The 22397-nt window shown below is 62.1% G+C and carries 20 protein-coding genes; 15 read left to right on the forward strand and 5 right to left on the reverse strand.

From position 1 onward, the window contains the following. Positions 1-322 precede the first annotated feature (322 nt). The 6 genes from JAO77_RS17285 (at position 323) to JAO77_RS17310 (ending at position 8661) form a co-directional block, all read left to right on the forward strand. Entirely contained in the window at positions 323-1336 is a 1014-nt protein-coding gene (locus JAO77_RS17285) for a zinc-dependent alcohol dehydrogenase family protein (RefSeq protein ID WP_198991656.1), read from the forward strand. A 104-nt stretch (positions 1337-1440) separates the two neighbouring features. Beyond that, a complete protein-coding gene (locus tag JAO77_RS17290) occupies positions 1441-2094 on the forward strand; it encodes an RNA polymerase sigma factor (RefSeq protein WP_198991657.1) in 654 nt (217 codons plus the stop codon). 280 nt (positions 2095-2374) lie between these two features. Beyond that, entirely contained in the window at positions 2375-3694 is a 1320-nt protein-coding gene (locus JAO77_RS17295) for a gluconate:H+ symporter (RefSeq protein ID WP_198991658.1), read from the forward strand. 75 nt (positions 3695-3769) lie between these two features. Beyond that, entirely contained in the window at positions 3770-4999 is a 1230-nt protein-coding gene (locus JAO77_RS17300; protein ID WP_198991659.1) for a helix-turn-helix domain-containing protein, read from the forward strand. Positions 5000-5064: 65 nt separating this feature from the next. Continuing rightward, positions 5065-6288 (forward strand): erythromycin esterase family protein, encoded by a 1224-nt coding sequence (locus JAO77_RS17305; protein ID WP_198991660.1) that lies wholly within the window; start codon positions 5065-5067, stop codon positions 6286-6288. Between the two features lie 201 nt (positions 6289-6489). Then, on the forward strand, positions 6490-8661 hold the full coding sequence (locus JAO77_RS17310) for a S9 family peptidase (RefSeq protein WP_235998490.1): 2172 nt from the start codon (positions 6490-6492) through the stop codon (positions 8659-8661). Between the two features lie 121 nt (positions 8662-8782). Here the strand turns inward: JAO77_RS17310 and JAO77_RS17315 are convergent, their stop codons facing one another. From JAO77_RS17315 to JAO77_RS17325, 3 genes are all read right to left on the reverse strand, one after another. Next, positions 8783-9664 carry an SDR family oxidoreductase gene (locus JAO77_RS17315; protein WP_198991661.1) on the reverse strand — a complete coding sequence of 294 codons (882 nt, stop codon included), beginning with the start codon at positions 9662-9664 and terminating at the stop codon, positions 8783-8785. Positions 9665-9761: 97 nt separating this feature from the next. After that, positions 9762-10670, reverse strand: a complete 909-nt coding sequence (locus JAO77_RS17320) for a helix-turn-helix domain-containing protein (RefSeq protein ID WP_198991662.1) — start codon at positions 10668-10670, stop codon at positions 9762-9764. Between the two features lie 123 nt (positions 10671-10793). After that, positions 10794-11720, reverse strand: a complete 927-nt coding sequence (locus JAO77_RS17325; RefSeq protein ID WP_198991663.1) for an SMP-30/gluconolactonase/LRE family protein — start codon at positions 11718-11720, stop codon at positions 10794-10796. 412 nt (positions 11721-12132) lie between these two features. Here JAO77_RS17325 and JAO77_RS17330 point away from each other — a divergent pair, with 412 nt between their 5' ends. Then, entirely contained in the window at positions 12133-14598 is a 2466-nt protein-coding gene (locus JAO77_RS17330) for a M4 family metallopeptidase (protein WP_198991664.1), read from the forward strand. Positions 14599-14766: 168 nt separating this feature from the next. Here the strand turns inward: JAO77_RS17330 and JAO77_RS17335 are convergent, their stop codons facing one another. After that, a complete protein-coding gene (locus tag JAO77_RS17335; RefSeq protein WP_198991665.1) occupies positions 14767-15198 on the reverse strand; it encodes a hypothetical protein in 432 nt (143 codons plus the stop codon). A gap of 153 nt (positions 15199-15351) precedes the next feature. Between JAO77_RS17335 and JAO77_RS17340 the strand changes: the two genes are divergently transcribed. The 7 genes from JAO77_RS17340 to JAO77_RS17370 all read left to right on the forward strand — a co-directional run bounded on the left by JAO77_RS17340 (position 15352) and on the right by JAO77_RS17370 (position 21338). Further along, complete coding sequence (locus tag JAO77_RS17340) at positions 15352-15726, forward strand: S-adenosylmethionine decarboxylase family protein (protein ID WP_198991666.1); 375 nt, start codon at positions 15352-15354, stop codon at positions 15724-15726. Continuing rightward, on the forward strand, positions 15723-17177 hold the full coding sequence (locus JAO77_RS17345) for a DUF4178 domain-containing protein (RefSeq protein WP_198991667.1): 1455 nt from the start codon (positions 15723-15725) through the stop codon (positions 17175-17177). Before JAO77_RS17340 ends, JAO77_RS17345 begins: the two co-directional genes overlap by 4 nt. A gap of 11 nt (positions 17178-17188) precedes the next feature. Next, a complete protein-coding gene (locus JAO77_RS17350) occupies positions 17189-17404 on the forward strand; it encodes a hypothetical protein (RefSeq protein WP_198991668.1) in 216 nt (71 codons plus the stop codon). A 154-nt stretch (positions 17405-17558) separates the two neighbouring features. Continuing rightward, positions 17559-17774 carry a DUF350 domain-containing protein gene (locus JAO77_RS17355; protein WP_198991669.1) on the forward strand — a complete coding sequence of 72 codons (216 nt, stop codon included), beginning with the start codon at positions 17559-17561 and terminating at the stop codon, positions 17772-17774. Next, positions 17767-19353, forward strand: coding sequence for a polyamine aminopropyltransferase (locus tag JAO77_RS17360; protein WP_198991670.1), 1587 nt, complete (start codon positions 17767-17769; stop codon positions 19351-19353). Before JAO77_RS17355 ends, JAO77_RS17360 begins: the two co-directional genes overlap by 8 nt. Before the next feature lie 85 nt (positions 19354-19438). Next, entirely contained in the window at positions 19439-21088 is a 1650-nt protein-coding gene (locus JAO77_RS17365; protein WP_198991671.1) for an FAD-dependent oxidoreductase, read from the forward strand. Between the two features lie 43 nt (positions 21089-21131). Further along, positions 21132-21338, forward strand: coding sequence for a hypothetical protein (locus JAO77_RS17370; RefSeq protein WP_198991672.1), 207 nt, complete (start codon positions 21132-21134; stop codon positions 21336-21338). A gap of 14 nt (positions 21339-21352) precedes the next feature. Here JAO77_RS17370 and JAO77_RS17375 read toward each other — a convergent pair whose 3' ends face one another. After that, positions 21353-21772 (reverse strand): thiol-disulfide oxidoreductase DCC family protein, encoded by a 420-nt coding sequence (locus tag JAO77_RS17375; protein WP_198991673.1) that lies wholly within the window; start codon positions 21770-21772, stop codon positions 21353-21355. A gap of 207 nt (positions 21773-21979) precedes the next feature. Here JAO77_RS17375 and JAO77_RS17380 point away from each other — a divergent pair, with 207 nt between their 5' ends. Further along, complete coding sequence (locus JAO77_RS17380) at positions 21980-22393, forward strand: hypothetical protein (RefSeq protein WP_198991674.1); 414 nt, start codon at positions 21980-21982, stop codon at positions 22391-22393. The last annotated feature ends 4 nt before the right edge of the window (positions 22394-22397 follow it).

Below are 22397 nucleotides of genomic sequence, written 5' to 3' on the forward strand. Positions count from 1 at the left end.
CAATATTAAGTCAACTCGAACGAGGAGAGCCTTTGGCATTATGTCAAAGGCTCTTCTCTTTTAAAAAAATACTAACAATCGTCGGGCTCCCCTCTCCCGGAGGGGGTAGGGGCCAGGGGGTCGGGGGTGGGGTCTTACGAGCAACACACTACTAAAGAACCGCCCTAGGGTCAAATATCCTGGCTATCGGCGCGTCTACTGCCTCAGCAGATGGATGGGCGGAGCGCACGTTAACAGCAGAAATTAAATCGAATAAAATTTAATTTTATAAAACCGATTTATAGATAGGCTGTTCTCCACCATTCCTTGACGCATCATTTTTATGAAAGCCTACAAACTGCACGAACCCAAAAACCTCGATAATTTCCGCCTAGGTGAGTACGAAGAGCCTACCGTGCGCGACTATGAGGTTAAGATTCAGGTGAAAGCCGCCTCGCTCAATTACCGCGACTGGGCGCTGGCCAACGGCTGGTTTGGCTACCCCGGCGAGGTGCTGCCCATGATTCCGTTTAGCGACGCGGCGGGCGTGGTCACGGCTATCGGGGCGGGCGTCACCAAGTTTCAACCCGGCGACCGGGTGGCCATCAACTTCTTCCCCGACTGGCACGATGGCGCTTTTTCGGCCGACAAAGTGGCGCGCTCCCTAGGTGGCAGCACCGACGGCGTGCTGGCCGAGTACGTGACCTTTCCGGAGGCTGCCGTGGTAAAGGTACCCGACGCCTTTTCGTTTGAGGAAGCCGCCAGCTTTCCCTGCGCCGGCGTCACGGCCTGGCACGCGCTGGTAGAGCAGGGGCCGCTGCGCCCCGGCGATGTGGTGCTACTGCAAGGCACGGGCGGCGTCTCCATCTTCGGTCTGCAAATCGCCAAGCTATTTGGCGCCCAAACTATTATCACCTCTAGCTCGGATGAGAAACTAGCCCAGGCCAAGGCCCTAGGTGCCGACCACCTCATCAACTACAAGACGACGCCCGACTGGGAAGAGGAAGTCAAGAAGCTGACTGGCGGCCTAGGCGCCACCTACGTGCTCGAAGTGGCCGGCCAGATGGCCCGCTCGCTGCGCGCCCTGCGGCCGGGCGGCACGGTATTCCAGATTGGCCAAGTAGACCCTAGCGACGAGGCGCCCAACCTGCGCATGGTACCTCTCCTCACCCAGCGCCTGCAGGGCATTTACGTGGGCAGCACCCAGATGCTGGCTGACCTAATCCGCGCGTTTGACACCAACCAGTTGAAGCCTGTCATTAGCCACGTCTTCGACTTTGAGCAAGCCAAGGATGCGCTGGCCCACATGGGCAACGGCGCGCACTTTGGCAAAATTGTGGTGCGCGTCGGCCAATAGTAGCCGGCGCTCGCCTTTTTCTTTTTCACTCTTAACTTCTAAGCCAGCGCCGACGTTACCTGCGCCGACCTCCTGACTGCTAGTTAGTTCTTTACTAACCTACTATGTCTTTTGCTGCGCCCACCTTGTCAGCTCCCGCCGACAATTCTGCAATCTCCACTACCCCCACATCACCATCCGGCAAAGCCCAGCGCGACCTAGCCCTCGTGCAGCGCATTCTGGCCCACCACGATGAGCGCGCCTACGCCGAACTGATGCGCCTCTACCAAAAAACTATCTACCAACTGGTACTCAATATAGTACACCGGTCTGACGCCGCCCAGGACGTGACCCTTGAGGTATTTGTGCGTGCCTTCCGCTCGCTGCCTAGCTACAAGCCCGAGTTTGCGTTCAGCACCTGGCTGTTTCGCATTGCTACCAACCTGGGCATTGCCTACCTGCACCGCCAGCGCCTGCCCACGGTATCGCTCGATGCGCCGCAGTTTGCGGGCGAAGACACGTCGTTTGACTACCCTGACCCCATGCCTACCCCGCAGGAGGCACTCATACAGCTTCAGCGTATCGAGCGCATGCACTTGGCCGTGAACAGCCTACCGGCCAAGTACCAGCGCATTGTGCAGCTGCACTACTTCGAGGAGCTGAGCTACGAGGAAATCGCGGAGCGCGAGAACTTGCCACTCGGCACTGTGAAAGGCCAATTGCACCGCTGCCGCGGCCTGCTACAGCAGCTCCTGACGCCCGTGCATGATAGCATTTAGGCGACTGATAGCAAGCACTTAGCGAATCGACTGCTTTAAGTAAACCCCAAAACCGCCTGTCATGCTGAGCTTGCGAAGCATCTTATCACAGTTGAGCCGACCTAGCTTGATAAGATGCTTCGCAAGCTCAGCATGACAGGCGGTTTTAGGTGTTGTGAATTACTATCAGTTGCTCTGAGCATAAGTCTGGCCACACTAGGAGGCTCGCCCAACGGCGGGCTTTTTCGCGCCCTAGGTGGTAATCTTGGGGACCTCCCCACCAAGCGGCCCGCTTCTGCCTATGACTTTGCTCGTTATTCTGCTCGCCGTGCTGGCGCTCATCGTCCTCATCAGTTGGGGCAAAGTGAATGCGTTTTTGGCGTTTTTGCTGGTGACTATCCCGGCGGGGTTTGCGCTGGGGCTGGGCTCGAAGCAGGTGATGACTGCCGTGCAAAAAGGCCTCGGCGATACCCTAGGCTCGGTGGCGCTGGTGGTGGTGCTGGGCGCCATGCTGGGCAAGCTGGTGGCCGAAAGCGGCGCCGCCCAGCAGATTGCGGCCACCCTCCTAGGTAACCGTGGCGCCAAAGGCATCCAATGGACGCTGATGCTGACGGGCTTTATCATCGGCATTCCGCTGTTTTACAACGTGGGTTTTCTGCTGATAATGCCGCTGATTTTTTCGGTGGTCTACCAGTACAAGCTGCCGGCCGTGTACGTGGGCCTGCCCATGCTGGCGGCACTGTCGGTGCTGCACGGCTTCTTGCCGCCCCACCCGTCGCCCACAGCCATGGTCGTGCAGTTTCACGCAGATATGGGCCTCACGTTCTTGTACGGGCTGCTGGTGGCGGTGCCGGCCATCGTGCTGGCGGGGCCGGTGTACACGCGCACGCTGCGGGGCCTGGTGTCGGTGCCGCGGCCCGGGCTGGTAGCCGAGCCGCTACCCGCCGAGGTGCTGCCGGGGCGGCTCAATAGCTTTTTATCATCGCTGCTGCCAGTGCTGGTGCTGGCGGTGGTGCTGGGCCTGCAAGCCGTGCTGCCCGCGGGCGGGGCCCTAGGTCCGGTGCTGGCCTTCCTCAGCGACCCAAGCGTGGTGATGCTGCTGTCGGTGGTGGTGGCTACGTTCAGCCTAGGTACGGGGCTGGGCCGGCCGGTGCCCAAAGTAATGGAAACCTACGCTGCGGCCGTGAGCGACGTGGCCCCGATTCTGCTCATCATCGGTGGGGCGGGCGCGCTCAAGGAAGTGCTGGTGGCCAGCGGCGCTAGCCAGCACCTAGCGGCGGGCTTGCAGGACACGGGGCTGCCCCCGCTGCTGCTGGGCTGGCTCATTGCGGGCTTCATTCGGGTATGCCTGGGCTCGTCTACGGTGGCGGGCCTCACGGCGGCGGGCGTGGTGCTGCCCACGCTGGCCCAATCGCACGCCAACCCCAACCTGATGGTGCTGGCCATTGGGGCGGGTAGCCTCCTGTTTTCGCACTTCAACGACGGCGGGTTTTGGCTGTTCAAGGAATACTTCGGCCTGTCGGTGAAGGACACGTTGCGCTCGTGGTCGATGATGGAAACCATCGTGTCGGTGGTGGGCCTGCTGGGCGTGCTACTGCTCGATTGGGCGCTGCCAGCCTAGGGGCCGTGTCTGCACACTTCCTGCCTTTGCGTTACTTTGCGCGGCTACTGGCAGCCAAGTAGTAGTCGCAGGCTTATGGAGTTATACACCATTTTTTTGCAACCCTTGGTGGGGCCCGGGCTTGCCCTTGGGCTGCTAGTGGCAGGCGGGTGGCGCCAACGCTCGGCGGCGGGCTTGGCGCTAGCGCTGGGACTGCTGCTGCCCGCCTTTGTGGCAGCGCAGGGGCTGCTGAACTTCGCGTACTGGTGCAGCCAGCCGCTAACTACGGCAGGGCCCACTCCGCCGGTGCTGCCCTGGTACTGCGAGCTGCTGCTAGTGCCAGTTTGCTACCTGTATTTTCGGGTGCTGAGCCGAACTCGGGCCGCGGGGCCTTTGGCGTGGCGGCACTTGCTACCAGGGCTAGGGCAACTGGGACTGTTTGCTGGCGTGGCCATCCTCGGCCTAGGGGCGCAGCGGGGGGCGCTGGCCGCTCATTTTGGCTCGCCGGGGGCGGCGGCCAGATTGCTGGGGCACGTAGTGGGACCGCTTTCGCTCGTTTGCTACGTGCTGCTTTTTCTCTACGGCCTGCGCGCCCTCGACGACCACCGGCGCTACCACGCCAGCTGGCCGGCCGAAGGCGACTGGCAAGGCTTCGAGCACCAGCGCTCGCTGCTCATCTTGCTGTTGCTGGGCTTCGGCCTGGGGCTGGGGTTTGTGGCGCTCAATGCCTGGTTTGGGCCGCTGGCGTATTCGGCCAGCTGGTACGGGTTTGCAGTGCGCGGCGGCCTTATTTTTGGGCTGGCGGTGGTGGGCCTGCAAGCCACGTATGCGCGGGTAGTCGGGCCAGCCCGCCGGTACGGCCTGCCCGCTGGCTGGGCGGTAGCTACGCCGCCCCCGGCTGCCAGCGGTGCCCTACGCATGTCTACGCCAGCACCCGTTTTGGTCTCAGACGAGCCTCTAGGTCCGGCTCCAGAGCCCGCCCCCGACTTGCTACTGTGGCGCGACCGGCTATTGCAGCTCATGGACCAGGCGCAACCCTGGCGCGAGCCCGACCTCACGCTGCCCGAGCTGGCGCAATGGCTCCAGTTGCACCCGGCTTTTTTGTCTAAAGTCATCAATGCGGGCTGCGGGCAGAACTTCAATGATTTCGTGAACACCTACCGCACCCAGGAGGCCCAGCACAAACTGGCCGACCCGCGCTTTGCACACTACTCCGTGCTGGGGGTGGCCCTAGAAAGCGGTTTCAACTCAAAATCAACATTTAACCGCGTTTTCAAGAAGCTGACCGGCCAGGCGCCCAGCGATATATCCCGACCCAAATTATAAAGTGAGACGGGCCAGTTTGGCATTGTGGGGCGCTAGCCACCGGGCCTAAGGGGAGTTTTGCCCCCATGAAACGACTCGTGCTTTGCTGCCTATTAAGCAGCTGCGGGCTGCTCGCCTTAGCGCAGCCCACTCCCCTGGCCTGGATTAACGCCCACGCCCAGCCGCTCCGCTCAGTGGCCGAAGCCAACGCTACAGACAACGACAAGGACTTGGCCTTTTTGGCCCGCACGCTACGGGGCACCACGCTGTGCGGGCTCGGCGAGGCCTCGCACGGCACCCACGAATTTTATTTAACCAAGCTTCGGCTGGTGCGCTACTTGGTTACGCACCTGCACTACCAGCACCTAGGGCTGGAGTACGAGGCGGGGGCCATCGAGCAGCTAAATGCCTATGTGCAAACGGGGCAGGGCGATGCACGCGCCTTGCTGCGGCCGCTGCACCTCTACGCCACCGAAGAACTGTACCAGCTGGTGCAATGGGTGGCCGCCTACAACCAAACCCAGGCTCTCGATAATCGCGTGACTTTATTCGGCTTCGATACCAATTACACACCCGCCTACCAGGCAGCTGCCGCGGCCATCTGCTTGGCCTACGTGCAGCAGCACCCCGCGCAAGTGCCCGTCGCCACTGCTGCCGAGCCCGTGCTCACCAAAATCAAGACCTCGTCCACCAGCGCTTTATTTGAGCTGGCCGATGCTGAGGTGGCGGCCTTGCACCAAGCCACGGCCGCCGTACAGGCCGTGCCTAGCGGCGGCTCTGACGCGGCGTTTCAACGCTTTGCCCAGCAGCTGACCTTGCTCGATGAAGGCACCCGCCTAGGCGACCCTTTGGCTCGCGACCCGTTTATGGCCGACAACATTGTGGCTTATCAAAGCCTGCACCCCGGCAACACCATGCTGTGGGGCCACAACGTGCACCTGGCCAAGGACACGACCATGACAAACTACCGCGGCACGGGCTACTACCTGCGGCGGCACTACGGCGCGGGCTACTACGCCCTAGGTTTCGATACGTACCAGGGCCAGGTCAATGTGCTAGCCAAGGGCGAGTTTGCCACGGAGTCGTTCACGGCGCAGCCCACTTCCTTTTCGGCCCTGCTGGCGCAAGCAAAATATCCCGTTTTCTTTCTGCCCTTGCCGGCTACTTCGCCTTTGGGAACGGGCATCCGGTTGATTACTCACATCAATTCCAACTGGTCGAAGCAGCGCGAGCTGCCGATGCGGCCGGGCGTTGATTTTGATGGCTTAGTCTTCGTGCGTCAGACCACCGCTTCTATTCCGTTAAAGTAACAAGCTACTGCTTTCGGAACTCAGCTGCTGAGCTTCTCTTGGCCCCTACCTCTGCCCTATCAACGACCTAGGATGCACGCAACGGCGGCCGGGCTACTGTGTCTCTGGCTAGCTGAGGCCCGGCCCGCACCACCTGCTGCCAGCGCGTAGTTCACCAGCGCCGGGGTAATTTCAGCCCACCAACCTCTTTCTCTTCCCTACATGAACCTACCCGCAGGGCGCCGCATGGGCGCCGCCGTGGCTTTTTTGCTCACCCTAGGTAGCGCCGCGCAGGCGCAGGTGGGCCCCGGCACCCAATGGACCAAAGATGGCAACGGCTACTTCCAGGTCCGGCAAGACGAAATAGTGGAGCTCGACGCCCGCCAGGCCGATAAGGCGCGCACGGTGCTCAGCAAGCAGCAGCTTACGCCCCAGGGCCAAACCACGCCGCTGCGTGTGCGCCGCTTCGCGCTCTCCAACGATGGCAAGCTAGTGCTGCTCAACACCAATACCAAGCGAGTATGGCGCTATGACACCCGCGGCGACTACTGGGTTTTCAACACGACCACGGGCAAGCTGACCCAGCTCGGCAAGGGCCAGCCCGAGTCGTCGCTGATGTTTGCCAAGTTCTCGCCCGATGGCAGCAAAGTGGCCTATGTGAGCGGCCACAACCTGTACGTGGAGAACCTGGCCGACAACCGCATCACGCAGCTCACCAGCGATGGCACCGACAAGCTCATCAACGGCACCTTCGACTGGGTATATGAGGAAGAGCTCGACTGCCGCGATGGCTTTCGGTGGAGCCCCGACGGGCAGCGCCTGGCCTACTGGCAGCTCGACGCCCGCAAGACCCCCAACTACTTGATGCTGAACACCACCGACAAGCTCTACCCCTATACGGTGCCCGTGGAGTACCCGGTGGTGGGCGAAGACCCCAGCCGCTGCCGCGTAGGCGTAGTGGCCGTGGGCGGCGGCGAAACCAAGTGGATGGACGTGCCCGGCGATGCCGTGCAGCACTACATCCCGCGCATGGAGTGGGCCGACGCCAACACCTTGATTTTGCAGCAGCTAAACCGCCGCCAAAACGAAAGCAAGCTCATGCTGTGCACCGCCGCCACCGGCGCGGCCAAGCCCATCTACAGCGAAACCGATAAGGCGTGGATTGATGCCAAGGAAGGCGCCGTGGGTTGGAACTGGATAGACAAAGGCCAGCGCTTTGTGTGGAGCAGCGAGAAGGACGGCTGGCGCCACCTCTACGCCGTGGACCGCAGCGGCAAAGACAAGCTGCTGACGCCCGGCAACTATGACGTTATTAGCATCGAGAACATCGATGAGGCCGGGGGCAAGATTTACTTTATGGCCTCGCCCACCAATGCCACCCAAACCTACCTCTACCAGGTGCCGCTGAAAGGCGGCAAGGCCACCCGCGTAACTCCCCAGAACCTGGCCGGCTCCCACGGCTACGACATTTCGCCCAACGGCAAAATCGCGCTGCACAACTTCTCCAGCGCGTCTAGCTTCCCTGTGAGCGACGTGGTGAGCCTGCCCGCCCACCAGCGCCTGAGCGGCGGCGACGTGCCCGAGCAAGCCAAGCAAATCAAGCTGCCTAAGACGGAGTTTTTCCAAGTGAAAACCGCCGATGGCGTGACCCTCGACGGCTGGATGGTGAAGCCCACCAACTTCGACCCCGCCAAGAAATACCCCATCGTATTTATGGTGTATGGTGAGCCGGCCAGCCAGACGGTCGTAGACCGCTTTGGCACCGGCGCCAACCGCCTCTATCAGGGCAGTATGGCCGATGATGGCTACATCTACGCCTCGCTCGAAAACCGGGGCGCCCCGGCACCTAGGGGCCGCGAGTTCCGCAAGGCCATCTACCACAACATCGGCAAGCTCAACATCCGCGACCAAGCCATGGGGGCCACGGAAGTGCTCAAAAACAAGTGGGTCGATACCAGCCGCGTGGCGGTGTGGGGCTGGAGTGGCGGCGGCTCCAGCACGCTCAGTTTGCTGATGCAGTACCCGCAGATTTATAAGACGGGCATCAGCATCGCGGCCGTGGACAACCAGCTCAACTACGACAACATCTACCAGGAGCGCTACATGGGCCTGCTGCCCGAAGACAGGCACTACTTCGTGGACAACTCGCCGCTGGCCCACGCCAAAAACCTGCGCGGCAACCTGCTACTCATCCACGGCACCGGCGATGACAACGTGCACTATAACAACGCCGAACAGATGATAAACGAACTGGTGAAAAATGGCAAAACCTTCCAGATGATGGCCTACCCCAACCGCACCCACGGCATCTCGGAGGGCGAGGGCACTAGCAAGCACCTAGCCGCCACCTACACCAAGTTTTTGAAAGAAAACTGCCCTCCCGGCGGGCGGTAATACTGGCTGTTGGTACGCGCCGCCTGGGCAGCACCAGTAGCCCCACCGCTGGAATACCCAACTAAAAGCCCCCACAGTAGCTACTGTGGGGGCTTTTAGTTGGCTGAAGGCTAATGGCTAGTTAAGCAGCAAAATAATCTCCTTGCTCCAAATCTTCCAGCAGCCCTAGGTGCGTGGGCTGCCAGCCCAGCCGCTGCTGCGTGAGCGCACTCGACGCCGCCATATCGAGGCCAGCGAAGCGGGCCATCCAGCCAAAGTAATCGGCTGCTTCTTCTGTCGATTTTGACACTACCGGCACACCTAGGTGCTGGCCAATGATAGTAGCTATGTCGCGAAGGGCGACGCCCTCATCGCCTACGCCGTGGTAACGGGCCCCAGCCTCGCCGTGCTCTACCGCCAGCCGAAACAGGCGGGCGGCATCGCGGCGGTGTACCGCTGGCCAGCGGTTCAGACCCTCGCCTAGGTAAGCGGCTGCGCCCTTTTGGCGGGCCAAGCTGATAAGGTAGGGCACAAAGCCATGGTCGCCCGCATCGTGTACTGACGCGGCTAGCCGCACTACTGAGGCACGCACGCCCTGCGACACCAGCGCCAGCGCCGCTTGCTCCGAAGCGCGCACTCCCGCGCCGGGCGTATCCTCTTCGGTGGCAGGGCGACCCAGTGCAAAGCCAGCGAATCCGGAGGTCACGACCAGCGGCCGGCCGGAGCCAGCCAGCACGCTGCCCATGGCGGCGATGGCGCTACTGTCGGTGCCCGCCGCTGCTTCGTACTGCGAGAAATCGTGGTTGTAAGCCAAGTGAATAACGCCATCGGCGGCAGCGGCCCCGCGCTTCAGGCTGTCCAGGTCGTTGAGGTCACCTAGCAGCACCTCGGCCCCGGCCGTTACCAAGGCCTGTGCCGAAGCATCGGAGCGGGCCAGGCCCAGCACTTGGTGGCCGGCTTGCCGTAACTCTTGCACTACGGCCGAGCCCACAAAGCCCGACGCGCCCGTTACAAAGACTTTCATAAAATGGTCTGTTTAGCGTAGCAGTAGTACTACAGCGCAAAGGTCCGGCGACTACCTAGGGGCCATGCTGCGCGGCGCAAACCATCTACGGTAAAAATCAAACAACCACGGGCGCCCGGTAATCGCCAGGGGCTAGGCCGGTTTGGCGCTTGAAAAAGTGGCAGAAATGGGCGGTATCGGTAAAGCCGAGGCTGTCGGCAATTTCTGCCACCGTCCAGCTCGATTGTTTCAGCAGTTGCCGGGCCTCCTGGGCCATGCGGTCGGCGAGCAGGGCGGTGGTGGTGTGGCCGGTGGCTTCCTTCAACACTCGGTTGAGGTGGTTGACGTGCACAGCCAGCGCATCGGCGTAGTCGCGAGCGGTGCGCAGGGCCAGCTGCTGCCGCGGGGCCGCCAGCGGGAATTGCCGCTCCAATAAATCGGTAAATTGCGCGGCTAGCCGGCCGGCCGCTGTGGGGGCCGGCAGCGGCACTAGGTCGGGCCGCAGCTTTTGGCTGTAGTAGATGAGCTCCAGCAAGTACGCCCGCAGCAGCTCGTGGCTATACGCGTAGCCCGAGCCACTTTCGCGCATCATTTTCTCAAAAATATCCGCCAGCGCGGCGTACTCGGCTTCGTTCACCATCAGCACTGGGCAGGCGCCGCCCCCAAATATGGGCAGCTCATCCAGCACAATGCCGCCCTTCACAGGCAGCAGAAACTCGTCGGTAAATAGGCAGACGTAACCCGTCTGGTTAGTGTCGTGGGGGTGCCAGCGGTAGGGCACGCGCGAGGTGGCAAACCATAGCCCTAGGTCCTCTACTTCGACCTCCTGGTCGGCATACTCAATCCGGCTGCGCCCCCGCACCAGGCTCACCTTATAAAACGGCCGCCGGTCGAAGCTCATTGCTGGGCGCTGCTCGCGGTTAGCCATCAGGCTGGCCACCTCTAGTACTTTAAACTGGCCCGCCGCAAGCGGCCGGGCGCTGGGCGCGCCACTAGGATAAAACTCTGCAAAAGGGTTAGTAGACATAGTGGCCGGGCTGTATAAATCAAAGGTATTACTCCGGGCCAAGTTGCGCTGCCGGATGTACTAACCTAGATATGCTGGCGCGAGTACGCTGCGCTAAACTCGCGCCAGCACATATTTAACATTTTACTGCCCACCCTTTACGCGCATGGGCAGCACATACACCGCCTCCGAGGCTGTGATGAACAGCGTCTTGCGGTATTTGCCGCCGAAGCACACGTTGGCGGTCCAGTCGCCGGGCACATCGATGTGGGCCACTTGCTGGCCGGCGGGGCTATACACGGTCACGCCTTTACCGGTGAGGTAGACGTTGCCGCGCTCGTCGAGGGTCATGCCATCCGAGCCCTGGTTGACGAAGAGCTGCTTATCGGTGAGCGTGCCGCCCGGCCCCACCTGGTAGCGATACGTTTTGTTGCCCCCGATATCGGCCACGTAGAGCGTGCGGCCATCGTGGGTGCCAATGATGCCGTTGGGCTGCTTTAGCTGCGTTTCGATGGTGGTGGGCTGCTTCTGCCCGGGCCCTAGGTAGTATACATACTGCCCGGGCAGTTCAGGCGTGGTATGCGCCCAGTAGTCGCGCTGGTAGTAGGGGTCGGTAAAAAACAGCCCGCCCTTGGGGTCTACCCACACATCGTTGGGGCCGTTGAAGCGGCGGCCATTGAGCTGGTCGAGCAATACCGTGACCTTGCCGCTGGGGCTGATGGACCAGAGCTGATTCTTTTCATCGGCGCAGGCAATAAGGTTGCCCTTTTGGTCGAAATACAGGCCATTGGCCCGCCCGGCGGGGTCCAGAAAAACGGACAGCTTGCCATCGGTGCTGTACTTCCAAATCTTGTTATTGGGCTGGTCGGTAAAGAAGACGTTGCCCGCTCGGTCCACGGCCGGGCCCTCCGTGAATTTAAACTGCTTGGACACCAGCTGCGGCGTAGCCGAGTTGGCAAATAAGTCGCTCGTGCCAGCCGGAGCCTGCCCTAGGGCTACTTCGTTTAGTCCTATCACGCTCAGCACGCCTGCCAGCGCCCAGCCCCGCGGCCACCATTGCCCAACTACCATACAAAAAGAAGTAAAAAAGAAAAGTGCAGTATACGGCTACAGGCCGGAAACAGCGCGCCAGCTCTCGCGCCACAGCAAGTTGGAGGGAAACCAATAATTGTACTTTAACAATAAATACTAGCCCATATTACCTACATCATTTCTTCATAAAAATTAGTCTAAAAATATTTTTGGAGCTTTTAAGAATAGCTAATTCAAAGCCAAAAACCTATATACAGCAACAGCTACTTCTGGCGCTCCTGCCAAGCAAAAAGGTTTTGGCAACCTCCCCGCATCATTCATACTTGCCTTGACGATGAAAACAACGCATGTAGCTAACCAGGTGAAAATCGAAGGTATACTGTAGGCGGTTTCCAAAAAACAGATACCTTGCAGCGCCTCTGGCAACCTTTTCCAACCTCACTCACACTCTATGTCCCACAAGTACTCTGCGGCAGCTTTCCTGGCTCTAGGGGCCGCTGTGCTTCCATTTCTAGCGCAAGCGCAAGCCGCCGACCGCATTCAGAAAAAAGAACTTGGCCAAGATGGCCAACCCACGCTTATTCAGTTTCGGGAGGGCGCGCGGCCTAGCAGCGGCGACGGCGCTTTCGTGCTGCGCGAGCAGCTAGGCCTGGGCTCTGATGAGCAGATGCGCGCCGCCCGCCTCGAAACCGACCAGCTCGGCTTCAGCCACCAAAAATTTGACCAGTACTACAAAGGCGTGAAGGTGGAGCACGCCACGTACACGGTGCACGCCCGCCGCGGCGCCGTAGAAAGCCTGAGCGGCGACTACGAGAAAATAGCTAAGCTCGACGTGACCCCCACCCTCTCGGCCGACGCGGCCCTAGGTCGCGCCCTGGCCGCTGTGGGGGCCAAGCGCTACATGTGGCAAGACGCCGCCGAAGAGGCTGGCCTGAAAGCGAGCGAAAACAACCCAGCCGCCACCTACCTGCCGCAGGGCGAGCTGGTGATAGTGCGCGATGGCGGCCGCGACGCGGCCGCCGGCCCGCTGGTGCTGGCCTGGAAATTCAACGTGTACGCTCAGGCGCCGGTGAGCCGTGCCTACATCTACGTAGATGCGCGCACAGGCGAGGTGGTACTGCGCGATGCCATCATCAAGCACGCGGGCGCCACGGCAACCTTTGCCACAGCCTACAGCGGCACCCGCTCGCTGGCCACCGAAACTACCACCGGCGGCTACCGCCTGCGCGAGTACACTCGCGGGCTGGGCATCGAGACCTACAACTGCAAAAAGGGCAACAGCTACACCGCCGCCACCGACTTCGTCGATGCCGACAATAACTGGACTGCCGCCGAATACAACAACGCCAACTACGACAACGTGGCCGGCGATGCGCACTTCGGCGCCCAGGCTACCTACGACTACTGGAAGGCCGTGCATGCCCGCAACAGCTACGACAACGCGGGCGCCAAAATCAAGAGCTACGTGCACTACGACGACACGCCGAGCACGGCCGCGGGCTATGAAAATGCCTACTGGAACGGCTCGGTTATGACCTACGGCGACGGGGCCAGCACCTTTAAGCCGCTGACGGCACTCGACGTGTGCGGCCACGAAATAGGCCACGCGGTGTGCGAGAAAACCGCTAACCTGACGTACTCGGGCGAGTCGGGCGCCATGAACGAGGGCTTCTCCGACTGCTGGGGCGCCAGTGTAGAGAAATACACCGTGGACCTGCTGGGCCTGACCGGTAAATCGACCTGGGACATTGGCGAGGAGATTATGAAAGCCGGCGGCGCCCTGCGCTCGATGAGCAACCCCAATCTCTACGGCCAGCCCGCCTACTATAAAGGCAAAAGCTGGTATACTGGCACTGCCGACAACGGCGGCGTGCACACCAACTCGGGCGTGCTCAACTACTGGTACTACCTGGTGGCCGTGGGCAAGAGCGGCACCAACGAAGTAGGCAATACCTTCAGCGTGACGGGCCTCGGCCTGACGGACGCGGCCAAAATCCTGTATCGCACCGAGAGCGTGTACTTGAGCGCCAGCTCGAACTACGCCGCAGCGCGCACTTACTCCATTCAAGCGGCCAACGACTTGTTTGGGGCTACCTCGACCCAGGCGCAGGCTGTCACCAACGCCTGGTATGCGGTGGGCATTGGCGCTGCCTACACCGAGGGCGGCACTACAACCCCGCCGCCTACCACTACGGCCTATTGTGCCAGCAAGGGTAGCAGCCAGGCCTACGAGTATATCGACTACGTGAAGCTGGGTAGCATTGCCCGCACCAGCGGCGCCGACGGGGGCTACTACGATGGCACGGCCCTGAGCACCACCGTGGCCGCTGGCTCTAGCCAGACCATCAACTTCTCGGCGGGCTTCAAAGGCTCGGCGTATACCGAGTACTGGAAAATCTTTATCGACTACAACCAGGATGGCGACTTTAGCGACTCCGGCGAAACCATTGTGAGCGGTAGCAGCAGCAGCGGCGGCACGCTCACCAGCACTTTTACCGTACCTAGCACCGCCAAAACCGGCACAACCCGCCTGCGCGTGGTGCTCAGCGATGCCAGCGCCACCACCAGCTGCGGCACCTACAGCTACGGCGAAACCGAAGACTACAGCCTCAACATCACGGGCGGCGCTACGCTGGCACCGGAAGGCATCGCAGCCACGACCAGCGGCCTGACCGCCGACGCCGATGCTACGCTGAGTATGTTCCCCAACCCCGCCAGCAGCTACTTGCAGCTAGAGCTAAGCTCGGGTGCCGAGCTGCAAACCGTGCAAGTGCTGGATGCTCGCGGCGCCGCCGCTACCGCCCGCTACGATGCCGCCACCAAGCAGCTCGACGTGAGCGGCCTAGCGGCCGGCCTCTACCTGGTGCGCGCCAGCGATGGCCAGCACCTCTTTGTGCAGCGCTTTGCCAAGCACTAGTTGAATAGAAGAACCTACCAAAAAAGCCCGGCCAATTGGCCGGGCTTTTTTGGTTTGTGAGGTTGGGTAGAAAGTCATACAACACATAACAAACGCGTTTTTACTTTTTGCACCCAACCCGAGCAGAACTACTAGTCTGCACAATCCAGGGGTTCCTGATTCTTGCGGCTATCCAGCCAATGCCTGGTTGCGCAGCCAGGCATCGGCGGCCGCGAAGTTGTCGAAGCGCTTGAATTTGAAGCCGGCGGGCGACGTGCTCACCACCGACTGCGTGGAGAGGCGGTGTAGGGGGTCGGCCCCTTCCACGATGGCGCAGTGGTGGGCGTTGGCTTGTTGCATGGCCCTAGGTATCCAATCGGTGGTGAGCCACTCCTGGGCGGCTATGGGCAGTGGCGCCCGGGCGCCGTGGTCGGAGAGAATATGCCGCGCCCCGGTGCTTTTTAGCAGCGCCAGCACCTGCTCGTAAAAGGCCTGAATACTATCGACTGGCTGCCGCTCGGGGGCCCAGGCCAACCGCACGTAGCCCGCGGGCTGATAGAATAGCTTGCCCGCCGAACTTTGAAAAACGAGGGTTTCTTGTGCGTAAGCAGATAAAGTCATACTAGATATTATAAAAAATCAATTCTTTGTTCGATGCAGTAGTTTTCCAATATAAAAGTACGCCCGCCTAGGTACTCCCGGCTACAAAACGAGTGAGCTAAAGCCTTTCTGCGCTGTAGTATTGCGCTCGTGACCGCTCCTACTTCACCTTCTGTGCCACTACCCGCGCCGCCTACTGCCTACGCGGCGGGCCTGCATATTCTGGCCACTTTTGCGGCGCCGGCCGCGGCACTCCGCAATGCCGCGGGCAGCCAGAAGTTTTTTGCCGAGTTGGTGGTGCGCCTGGGCCTCACCTGTGTGGGCGAGGTCTACCACGTCTTTGCCGAAAACGCCGGCTTCACGGCGGTGCTGGCGCTCACCGAGTCGCACCTCAGCATTCATACCTGGCCCGAGCACGGGCTGGCTACGTTCGATGTATTTCTGTCGAACTTTCGGCGCGACAACCATGCCACCGTGCGGCGCATCTACCAGGAAACCCTAGGGTTCTTTGCAGCCGAGGAGCGGACTTATGCGGAGGTATTGCGATGAGTAACGTGCCCATTGCCTCGCCCCCAGCCTGGGCCGCGTGCCCCAAGTGCGCCACCCAGGCACCGTGCTACGAGCCGGCCCGCAGCAAGTATTTTGGCTGCCTGAACTGCCGCACGTTTTTTCATTGCGACCTAACTGCACCAACTAGTAAGGCCCGCATAATCAAAGGCTTTAGGAAAGCGCCGCTGACGGGCCCCAGCCTGCCGCTGGGCATTACGGGCGCCCTAGGTAGCTACTACTGCCGCGTCACGGGCTACCAAGTGCGCACCGAGCAAAGCGACCGCACCGCCGAGTGGTATGAGTACCAATTGCGCCCTGCCGAGCCGCTGCTGGGCGACGCCCCCGCCGATGCCCCGTTGCAGCTGGTTGAGTACCAAGGGCACTGGCTGCTGGTTCGGCGGGCCCTGCGCCACCCTACGGTTGTTGGCCCACAGTCGGTACAAGACAACGAGTGGACTGATTCAACAACCGGCAACAGCTACCGCATGTGGCACCGCTACCAGCCGGTGATTCGCGATGCGCAAGGCGAGTTTGATTGGAATATTATTGAGGATGAACGCCTGAAAGTTCAGGAGCTTGTTTGCCCGCCCTATCTGCTAACTGGCGAGAAATCGCCTGACCGGCAGCCCGATTGGTATTTGGCCCAATACCTAGAGCCCGACCAGGTAGCCACCGCTTTTGGCCTGAATGCTAACACTATGCCTAACCGCCTAGGCACCGGCGCAGCGCAGCCCAACCCGCACGACACGGCCCCGTTCTGGCGCTTGTTTGGGGTAGCGGCGCTGTTGCTGTCGCTACTGGCGGGGTGGCTGGCCATCAACCGGCCTAGTACCAGCACCACCGAAACCTTTACCGTGCCGGACACCCCTGCGGCACCCAGTGCCGCGGCTAGCTTATCGACCGCTTCGCCCACCATCGATAGCCTAGGGCGGGCGGTTGTTCCCACAGCAGGCGCCGCTGCTACGCCCAGCGCACCTGCCGCCGCCAGCACCGGCTACAGCCAAATGCTGGTGTCCAAAACCATTGTGCTCACGCACCCGGCGGCGCTCGATATCACATTCACCGCGCCCAACCTCACCAACCACTGGCTCGAAATCACGGCCAGCCTGGTAAATGAGGAAACCGGCCGCGGCTACGAGGTAACGCGGGCGCTCGAGTACTACGAGGGCGTGGACGACGGCGAAAGCTGGTCGGAGGGCAACCATTCGGTCGGTGCTCTTATCAGTAGCCTGCCACCCGGCCGCTACCACCTCAACCTATACCCCAGCCCCGAAGCGGGCATGGGCGATACCACATTAGTAATGGAGCTGGAGCAGCACGCCGACTTTTTCTCCAACTTCCTCATTATTCTGGTACTGATGAGCGCCGTGCCGCTCTGGCACTGGATGCGCCACCACTCCTTTGAAAGCGGCCGCTGGGAAAACAGTGACTTCGCGCCCTCCTCTTCCTAACTCTTCGCTTTATGCTTTCTTTCCTGCGCCACCTAGGGGCCGATTTGCGCCGCTCGCCGCTCTATGCGGGGCTGCTAGTTGTGGGGCTGGCGGCCTTCTTGTCGCTGGGCCTGCGCGGCAGCCGCCTGCTCGGCGACGATAACGAGACCTCCGACACCGAGCGGCAGGCGGGTCCGCACCGCGCGGGCGGCCACGGCGGCTACGTCAACGGCTTTAATCATAAGTAAAAATTAACGAACAACGGTCATGCAGCGCGCAGCGAAGCATCTCGCGCGCTGACGTCTGCGAACCTTTAAGAGTACTGCGCCACGCGAGATGCTTTGCTGCGCGCTGCATGACAACCGCCGTTTTCCTGATTTCCTAAGCAGCTTCCCTATCTCCATGGAATACCTTAACCTCAAGGCGTTGACTGCCTCCGTCGTGTACTCGGTGCTGGGCATCGTAATTCTGATGCTCAGCTTTTACGTGTTCAATAAGCTGACGCCGGGCACCCTGCGCCGCGAAATATTGGAGGAGCACAACACGGCCCTGGCCATTATTGCGGCGGCGTTTATGCTGGCGGTGGCTATCATCATCAGCGCGGCTATTCATGGGTGAGGGTTCTTTGCTGACGCGCCGCCGGCGGGCGCGGGCCGCCGCTAGTGCCCCCGCCGAAGGGGCGCCGCGGCCGGCGCTGCTGCTAGGCTCGGTGGCCGTGATAGCCACGTGCGGGCTGCTGTATGAGCTGATAGCCGGCACGCTGGCTTCGTACCTGCTCGGCGACTCGGTGACGCAGTTTTCGACGGTTATCGGCGTGTACTTGTTCAGTATGGGCGTGGGCTCGTGGCTGTCGCGCTACCTAGGCGGCCAGCTGCTGCGCTGGTTCATTCGGCTCGAAATACTGGTGGGCTTGGTAGGCGGCGCGTCGGCGCCGCTACTGTTTGGGCTGTTTGCGCACGTGGGTTCGTTTCGGGTGCTGCTCTATGGGCTGGTAGGGCTGCTGGGCGCACTGGTAGGGCTGGAGATACCCCTGCTGCTGCGCATTTTGCAGGGCCGACTGGCGTTTAAAGAGCTGGTAGCGCGGGTGTTTACCTTCGACTACGTGGGCTCGCTGCTGGCGGCCGTAATATTCCCGCTGGTGCTAGTGCCGCGCCTGGGGCTGGTGCGCACGGCCCTGCTGTTTGGGGCGCTGAATGTGGTGGTGGCAGGCGTGAGCCTACTTTCTTTCGATGAAACCAAGCCCTACCGGCGGCGCTACCTAGGGGCCATCGCGCTGGCCTTGCTGGCTTTGGGCGCGGGCGTGGTGGGTGCGGAGCGCATCCAGCGCTACGCTGAGGGCGAGGTGTTTCAGGACACGGTCATTTATGCCCAAAGCACGCCCTACCAGCGCCTGGTGCTCACCGGCAACCACCGCGGCGAGCTGCGCCTGTTTCTGAACGGCAACCTCCAGTTCAACTCGGCCGACGAGTACCGCTACCACGAGGCACTGGTGCACCCGGCCATGCAAGACCGACCTAGGGCGCGCCAGATATTGGTGCTGGGTGGCGGCGATGGCCTGGCCGTGCGCGAGCTGCTGAAGTACCCGCAGGTGCAGCGCATCCGGCTTATCGACCTCGACCCGGCCATGACCAAGCTCTTCAAGAGCAACCAGTTGCTGCGCGAGCTCAACCACAACTCGCTGCACTCGCCCAAAGTCGAGATTCACAACGCCGACGCCTACGCCTGGCTGCGCCAGGACACGACCCGCTACGACGTGGTGCTGGTCGATTTTCCCGACCCCGGCAACTACTCTATTGGCAAGCTTTACACCACGGCTTTCTACCAAACGCTGCGCCAGCGGCTGCGGCCGGGCGGGCTGGTGGTGGTGCAGGCCACTTCGCCCTACATTGCGCGGCGGGCCTACTGGTGCGTGGTGCATACCATGGCCGCCAGCGGCTTTAGCCCCGTGCCTTACCACGCCTACGTGCCTTCGTTTGGCGAGTGGGGCTACGTGCTGGCGCAGGCCCAGCCGGGCACCTGGCGCCCCGATGGCGGCCCATTGCCGGCCGGGCTACGCTACACGACACCTAAGGTCATTGGCCAAATGCGCGCCTTTCCGCCCGATATGAGCGAGATACCCACCGATGTTAATCAACTCAATAACCAGGCGCTGGTGCGGTATTTTGAGGAGGAATGGGGACCGTATGGCAACGGGTAGAGTGAGTAGTGAGAGATACGTTTGTCATTGCCGCGCTCCGCGTTGCTGCGCTCGCCATGACAAACCTTAATATACAGTAACCTTTATGCACCTCCCCCGCCGCCAATTTCTGACCCAAGCCAGCGCCGGCCTGGCCAGCACGCTACTTGCGGGCCTGCTGGGCAGTGTGCCGGGCTGCGTACCGGCGCGCTCGGCGATGCGGGGGCAGCTGCGCGGGGCGGGCGCCAAGCTGGGGCATTTGCTACGCGAGCCGCACAAGATACCCGCCCCTACGCACACCCAGGAGGTTGACGTAGTCATTGTTGGCGGGGGGGTGAGCGGGCTGGCGGCCCGGCGCGAGCTGCACCGCCTGGCCCCCTCACTGCGCACGCTGCTGCTAGAGCTGGAGCCCGAAGTGGGTGGCAACGCCGCGGCCGGCCACAATGCCCGCACCGCCTACCCCTGGGGCGCCCACTACCTGCCCCTACCCGATGAGCGCGACCACGACCTACTGGCTTTCCTGGAAGAAGCGGGCATTCTGACGGGCTACGCCCCCAGCGGACTGCCCATTTACGACGAAACGGCCCTGTGCCACGACCCGGCCGAGCGCCTGCTGCTGCACGGCCACTGGCAGCCCGGCTTGGTGCCCGAGGCCGGCGTGCCCGCGGCCGACCGCGCCGAAATCGCCCGTTTTCTGGCCGAGGTCGAGCGCCTGCGCCGCACCACCGGCCCCGATGGGCGCGACTTGTTTCGGCTGCCGCTCGACCTTTCTTCTGCTAATACTACTGTGCGGCAGCTCGACCAGCAGTCGATGGCCGACTGGCTGGCCGCGCATGGCTACCGCTCCGAGTACCTGCGCTGGTACCTCGACTACTCGTACCGCGATGATTTTGGAGTGCCCGCCGCGCAGGTGTCGGCTTGGGCGGGGCTGCACTACTTCGCCGCCCGCAAAGGCCGCGCCCACAATGCGCCCGCCGATGCCGTGCTCACGTGGCCCAGCGGCAACCACCACCTCGCCGACAACTTGCGACGCCTAGGTGGCCCCGGCCGCATCTGGCCCAATGCGGTGGCTTTTGGGCTGCAAGAAGGGGCCGATGGGCGCGTGGAGGTACTTGCCTACGACGGCGTTACCCAGCAGAGCACCCGCATTCGGACCCGGCAAGTGGTGCTGGCCACGCCCTGGCACGTGAGCAAGCACCTGCTGCCCGCACCCACGGCTGCCCTGGCGCCGCTGCACGCGCCCTGGCTGGTGGCCAACCTCACGGTAGATGGCTACCCTGGTGGCCCCGGCCAGCCGCTGTGCTGGGATAATGTGCGCTACGGCAGCCCCGCCCTAGGGTACATCGACGCCGAGCACCAGGCCCTGCGCGGCTTCGAGCCCGACGAGCCGCGCAGCCTCACCTTCTACTGGGCCCTGCCCACCGACCCCGGCAACCCCGCCGCGGCCCGCCGCCACGCCTACGCCAGCACCTACCACGACTGGCTGACGCTCGTGCTCACCGAGCTCGACCTGATGCACCCCGGCCTGGCCGCCCGCGTGCAGGCCGCCGAGCTGTGGGTGTGGGGCCACGGCATGGTGGCCCCCACGCCGGGCTACGTGTGGGGCCCGGCCCGCCAGCAGGCCCGGCAGCCTCACCTAGGGGGGCGCGTGCACCTGGCCCACACCGACCTCAGCGGGGTTTCGGTGTTTGAGGAGGCATTTCACCAAGGGCTGCGGGCGGCCCGTGCTATAGTGCAGGGGGCAGCCGCTAGCTAGCGACCGGCCGTATACAGGGATGCTCATCAGCTTTCCTTTCCCTATGACTACTCTAAAAACCTATTCGGGCGTAGCGGCTACGCTGCTGGCGAGCTTACTGCTTGGGGCTTGTGGCGGCCAAGGCACTACCGATGTAAAAACGACCACCCCCAGCAGCATGCTGGGCACCGACTCGGCTGCAACCAAAGTGGGCGGCATGCCCCCTGACACTACCGGCCTAGGTAGCGCTGCGCCCAGCACAGGCCGCTAAATACTCGGGTTGAGCTACAAAAATCGGGCGCGCAGCGCGGGCGTGGGCAGCAAGCAGCTTTCTTGCCGCCCAAACCAGCGGTAGCGGTGCCGGGCCACGTAGCGATACAAGGCATCGCGCCAGGTGCGGGGCAGCAGCCAGCCCACCTGGGCCACTTGCCCCAGGGCCCCTAGGTGCCCCGCAATGCGCAGCACGGCCGTAGAGTGCGTATACACACGGCCATCTTCTACCAGCACCACCGAGTCGGGGCCGGCGGCGCTGCCGGCTAGGTGGGGCTGGCCGGCAGCCGCCAGCAAGGCCTGGGCGGCGTCACTCTGCAGGGCGGCGAAGCGAAAGCGCCCGGCCGCATCATAGCGAATCACAGCCTGCACAAACCCATTGCAGAGGTTGCAAACGCCATCGAAGAGGATAGTGGGCGGGGCGGTATTGGGCATGTAAAGGCGACTAAGAGAAGTACTACTACCTGCCTAACACCGGGGCAGCCCAATAGTTGGGGCCCAGCGGCGAAGAAGACGCAACTTGAAAATACCGTATTTACCGCTACGTAGTAACCGAAGAAAATACGCGTATTCGCCTTCGTCACATTTGATTCACAGCCGTATACCTAGCCACGGTTTTCCCCTAACTCTTCTTCATTTTTTATGCGTACCGTAAAATTTCAATTGGCTGTGGCCGCCTTTGCCCTTAGCGCTTCTTTACTAGGTGCCTGTGGCAGCGGCAGTGGTAGCGGCGGCACCAGCGAGTCATCGACGAGCGGCACCACCACCGGCGGCAGCAGCAGCACCAACGACATGAGCACCGACTCGACGGGCGCAGGCTCGGCAAGCATGGGCAGCACCAACACTGGCACGTCTAGCACCAGCGGCTCTACGTCTGGCACCGGCGACCTAGGTGGCTCTACGGCCGGCTCGGCAGCCGCTAGCGGCAGCAGCAATGCTGGCGGCACTACCAGCGCCGCCGGCGCCGGCTCTACGGCAGGCGGCAACGGTAGCGGCGCCAGCGGCGGCGGCACCACGGGCAGTGGCACCGGCAGTGGTGGCACCACCGGCCAATAAATCA

This window comes from Hymenobacter sp. BT559 (genome assembly GCF_016427535.1).
Lineage (GTDB): Bacteria > Bacteroidota > Bacteroidia > Cytophagales > Hymenobacteraceae > Hymenobacter.

Bases quoted from the DNA above. Each gene is read 5' to 3' on its own strand.
- JAO77_RS17355 (WP_198991669.1), top strand. From the start codon at position 17,559: ATGGAATACCTTAACCTCAAGGCGTTGACTGCCTCCGTCGTGTACTCG.
- JAO77_RS17305 (WP_198991660.1), top strand. From the start codon at position 5,065: ATGAAACGACTCGTGCTTTGCTGCCTATTAAGCAGCTGCGGGCTGCTC.
- JAO77_RS17285 (WP_198991656.1), top strand. From the start codon at position 323: ATGAAAGCCTACAAACTGCACGAACCCAAAAACCTCGATAATTTCCGC.
- JAO77_RS17375 (WP_198991673.1), bottom strand. From the start codon at position 21,772: ATGCCCAATACCGCCCCGCCCACTATCCTCTTCGATGGCGTTTGCAAC.
- JAO77_RS17335 (WP_198991665.1), bottom strand. From the start codon at position 15,198: ATGACTTTATCTGCTTACGCACAAGAAACCCTCGTTTTTCAAAGTTCG.
- JAO77_RS17295 (WP_198991658.1), top strand. From the start codon at position 2,375: ATGACTTTGCTCGTTATTCTGCTCGCCGTGCTGGCGCTCATCGTCCTC.
- JAO77_RS17345 (WP_198991667.1), top strand. From the start codon at position 15,723: ATGAGTAACGTGCCCATTGCCTCGCCCCCAGCCTGGGCCGCGTGCCCC.
- JAO77_RS17365 (WP_198991671.1), top strand. From the start codon at position 19,439: ATGCACCTCCCCCGCCGCCAATTTCTGACCCAAGCCAGCGCCGGCCTG.
- JAO77_RS17370 (WP_198991672.1), top strand. From the start codon at position 21,132: ATGACTACTCTAAAAACCTATTCGGGCGTAGCGGCTACGCTGCTGGCG.
- JAO77_RS17300 (WP_198991659.1), top strand. From the start codon at position 3,770: ATGGAGTTATACACCATTTTTTTGCAACCCTTGGTGGGGCCCGGGCTT.
- JAO77_RS17320 (WP_198991662.1), bottom strand. From the start codon at position 10,670: ATGTCTACTAACCCTTTTGCAGAGTTTTATCCTAGTGGCGCGCCCAGC.
- JAO77_RS17350 (WP_198991668.1), top strand. From the start codon at position 17,189: ATGCTTTCTTTCCTGCGCCACCTAGGGGCCGATTTGCGCCGCTCGCCG.
- JAO77_RS17325 (WP_198991663.1), bottom strand. From the start codon at position 11,720: ATGGTAGTTGGGCAATGGTGGCCGCGGGGCTGGGCGCTGGCAGGCGTG.
- JAO77_RS17360 (WP_198991670.1), top strand. From the start codon at position 17,767: ATGGGTGAGGGTTCTTTGCTGACGCGCCGCCGGCGGGCGCGGGCCGCC.
- JAO77_RS17330 (WP_198991664.1), top strand. From the start codon at position 12,133: ATGTCCCACAAGTACTCTGCGGCAGCTTTCCTGGCTCTAGGGGCCGCT.
- JAO77_RS17290 (WP_198991657.1), top strand. From the start codon at position 1,441: ATGTCTTTTGCTGCGCCCACCTTGTCAGCTCCCGCCGACAATTCTGCA.
- JAO77_RS17380 (WP_198991674.1), top strand. From the start codon at position 21,980: ATGCGTACCGTAAAATTTCAATTGGCTGTGGCCGCCTTTGCCCTTAGC.
- JAO77_RS17310 (WP_235998490.1), top strand. From the start codon at position 6,490: ATGAACCTACCCGCAGGGCGCCGCATGGGCGCCGCCGTGGCTTTTTTG.
- JAO77_RS17315 (WP_198991661.1), bottom strand. From the start codon at position 9,664: ATGAAAGTCTTTGTAACGGGCGCGTCGGGCTTTGTGGGCTCGGCCGTA.